At 48.0% G+C, this 3,963-nt stretch carries 2 protein-coding genes; both read right to left on the bottom strand.

Annotated features, from left to right (window positions below):
• Positions 1-849 precede the first annotated feature (849 nt).
• Positions 850-3,651, bottom strand: coding sequence for a putative PEP-binding protein (locus AC5590_RS19505; RefSeq protein WP_348982794.1), 2,802 nt, complete (start codon positions 3,649-3,651; stop codon positions 850-852).
• 109 nt (positions 3,652-3,760) lie between these two features.
• The coding region (locus AC5590_RS19500) for a hypothetical protein (RefSeq protein ID WP_169268905.1) at positions 3,761-3,963 on the bottom strand (203 nt) is incomplete at its 5' end.

The raw sequence follows: 3,963 nt of genomic DNA, 5'->3' as shown, positions 1-3,963 counted from the left end.
CAGCGCTGGACTCACCGTAAGGCGTGGCCGTTCCCACTAGGGCGAACCCGAAGGGGAAAGAGTTGTTTCTTTCGTAACGGGTTGCAATCGCTGCCCGTGGCACTTAACGGCTATTTGAAACAACAGCTGTTCATACCAAATTGCAATTTCCTGGTAGCACAAGTTACTTGGGTTCAAAGTAGCGTGCCCTCTGGGCATACGAAACGAACCCTTGCGTAAGCTTTAGGAGAGTTTTCCGCGACGCTCGCGACTGGTTCGGCACTCCTTCAAGTGCTCTTTAAGCGACTTGTAGACGCCCTCTGGGCGGTGAAACAGCGTGAATGATGGATTTCCCGCTCTCAGGACGACTGCGATCTATGCCTGCGGCACGCCATTATCGTAGCGAGACCGTTCCCACTAGTACACCACACGCGTAAATAAACCACCCCTTCGGGTTCGGCAGTTCCTCATGCGGGGAACCACGCCAGATTCCTACGGAGGGAAACCCTCCTGCAGAACTGGCTCCCCAAGACCGGACTGCCTCACCATTCCAAATCAATGAAACGCTTGTGCTGTATTCCTAAGTGAATTTTGTTAGTGCAGCGGGACGCATGGCATGCGTGAATTCGGCCTTACGGTACTAGGGCGCAGCAAAGCAATGTGCCTTATAACAAAATACAACTAAGTATTAAGTAACTATTTCCAGCTTGTAGCTGAAAAAGCAACATATAGTATTCAATATTCAGTTTTTCCCAGTTGATTTTTTATCCCTTGCAATACCTTATAAAGTAGCGCAAGGGGTTTTTTTTTGGTTGGCAATAACATCAGCAATACTTGAGAGGTAGACTTTCAAGACAGATCTAATCTAAACTACTGCTGATTTCGTTGACGCCGTGCTGCTTCTAAAATGATCTTTTGTTCAGCACGGGCGATCGCCAAATATGTCCGTTCAACAGCTTCCTGTTCAACAGAAATAGAAGTGATGCCCCATTGTACCAGCTGATCAATAATTTCAGGATACAGCGCTGGTGCTTGACCGCAAATAGAACAAGGAATTCCTGCACTGTTTGCCATTTGAATGAGTTGAGCAACAGCACCCATAACAACTGGATGACGTTCATCAAACACTTTTGCGAGTTGTCCTTGTTCTCTATCCACTGCCAAGAGCAGTTGAGTCAGATCATTCGTACCAATTGAAATTCCCTGTACACCTGCTTTGACGTATTCTGGCAGTAAAAACAGGACGCTTGGCACTTCTGCCATAATCCACAATTGAAACTGTGGTACTTGGGTTAACCTTGCTTGCTCAACTTTTTGACGGCAAAAGGAAAACTCTTCCACTGTACGAACAAAAGGTAACAGTAGATGGATATTGCTGTATCCTGCGTTTTGTACGCCGGCTAAAGCAGCCAGTTCTAACTCAAAAACTGCGGGATTTTTCAAATAGCTGAAGGTACCACGTTCTCCCAGCATCGATTGCGTGGAAGATTCTACATTATCATTCAAAGATGGTAGCTCATGGGAACGCCAATCCAAAGACCGATAAAAAACTGGTCTTGGTGCAAAAGCTTGGGCGAAGTGGATGATCTGCTCGTACCAACGTTCTAACAATTTGGTTCGGTGTCCCTCCAACAGCCAAGCACTCGGGTGTTTCCCTTCGAGTATATTCAGAGCCATCAGTTCTGAGCGCAATAATCCCACACCATCCACAGGTAAACTTTGCGCTTGTTCGATCAAACTAGGCTGGCTCAAGTTAACCAACAGTTTTGTAGTGATCATCGGCAAACTCAGGCGTGATGAAGAACTGGAAGACGCGGAGAATAAATATGTCCCCTTGTCTACGGACACTTTCCTCAACGGGAACCAGCCGGGTGCTTTGGTGTCCTCTGTTAGTTCGCTTGTCCCCGTATTATCTTCCCCTTGTCGATGGACACTTTCCTCAACGAGAGCCAGCGCTGTTGGCGTTTGCGTAGCGCCAAAGTCTGCCGGGGGGATACTCCCCCCGGCGAGCTTTGCCCCTTCGGGGCTAGCCTGCCCGTAGGGCATAGGAGGGTTTCCCTCCGCAGGCGTCTGGCGTTGGGGAACCCCTGCACGGTGAGACAGCGCTGCAGGCTGTGCACTGAGCTTGTCGAAGTGAGGGTCTCCCGACCTAGGCGACTGCGTTCGCGTTCGCCTAGCGTGTCCGAAGGACTCAGCGTCTCCGAAGGAGATACCCGAAGGGCGCTGGCTCGACTTTACAGAAAACCCACCCACAGGGCTGGTTCCTCTGTAGGAACCCTGAGTTCCTTTTGTCCCCGTGTCTTCTTCCCCTTGTCCTATCTCCCTAGCTTCTCTTGTTAAACGATAAACTTCCCCCTTGTCGCCATCAATCAGTAATTTCTCGCCTGTTTGAATAATTGCTGTGGCATCTGCTACGCTCACTACTGCTGGTATTCCCAATTCTCTCGCAAGGATAGCAGCATGACTTGTGATACCTCCTTTATCAGTAATAATGCCAGCAGCTTGTTGCAGTAGCGGTAACCAATCAGGTGCTATTGTTGGTGTAACTAAAATGACTCCCTTGGGTAATTGTTCTGGTTTTTGTTGTGCATTCACAATAATATGAGCAGTTGCTGTCACACGTCCCGCTGATGCTCCTAATCCTTTGATGGAGTGGAAATTATAAATTGCCAAGGGTGTACTCATTTGCGTTAGGTAAAGCGTACTCGTTGCCTCACAAGAGATAGTCCACTCAAAGGTAAAATTGACGCCAGTTTCTTTGACAATTTGAGTTGCTAATTGAATCAGTTGTTGCAGATGTTCTTCTGGCAAAGCATACTGTTTTTGTTGGTCTTCTTCCAACAGGTAAGGAACAAGACTTGAGTCATTTGAAACCAGCGCACCTGAAGCTGGCACCGTTTGCAAAGCCGCTACAGGCGCTTTATCATTAAGACGGTAAGCTACCATCTTATTGCCCAGTTGCCGCTCTTTGACAGTACCAGTTTCCGGCTGGATGTAGTAAACATCTGGCAAGACTTCACCTTGAGTCATTGCCACTCCTAATCCCGATGTCGCTAAAATTTCCCATTCAGAAGAGTTGGCATTGAGTAAGCCGCTGGCGATCGCATTCCTAAAAGGTTGTACCAAAACTCCCGAATTAATTTGTTGCAGGTCTATTCCTGCCCATTGCCAGCACAATAAACTCTTAGCACGAAACATCTGGCTCCAGGTGCGCTTCAATGCCAGAGCAATTGCCTCTTCATCACATTCACACACCACAGACTCTAGCAATCCAGATGTCTTAGTCACCCCATGCTTTATAGTAGGCAGTACAAAAGTTGGTCGAAAAATCAGATATCCAGATTTTAATTCTTTAGCTGCATTGACAATTTTACTAAGTAGGTGTTTTGGCAGATGAGCTGCACTGATCTCTTGGCGCAAGCGTCTAGCAACCTGCTGAAGTTGACGCCAATTTTTGACATCTAAGTGTAGTGAAGAATAAGGTAAGTCAGCGACTAACGCCTCCGAACTGTTGAGAGTTTCTAGAAATTCTCGCAAAACTTCCGCTGAAACGACAAAACCAGGCACTACAGGATAACCGCGCTGCATAATTCTGCTTAAATAAAATGCTTTGTCACCAACTTTGGCGCGGTCTTGTAGTTTAATTTGCTCAAGCCAGTAGAGTTTGTCCACTCAATTACTTTGTTATCTGTTGCCAGTTGCTACGCTAACGGAATTACTCTGATCATATAAGTAGCGACCGCTTTACGAATGGTAAATATGGGAATCCGGTTTGATTTGGTCAGACCAGTGCTGCTGGAGGGGAGCCACTCCGTTGGGCGGCTCTGCCGACTTGTTCGCATGATTGCGTCTCCCCTTGGGAGAAGGATGTGGCGTTTTCCCGACAGAGGCATCTGGCGTTCGCCCTCCAGGCGTGCGCTTTGGGCATACCCGATAGCCCTCCGGGAACGCCCGTCGCCTGACGCCACATTCTACCCTGCGGGA

Origin of the sequence: Brasilonema octagenarum UFV-OR1 (assembly GCF_963888615.1) — a bacterium.
Lineage (GTDB): Bacteria > Cyanobacteriota > Cyanobacteriia > Cyanobacteriales > Nostocaceae > Brasilonema > Brasilonema sennae.
The sequence above is the reverse complement of the archived record's forward strand: the minus strand, read 5'-3'. Positions and strand labels throughout refer to the sequence as shown.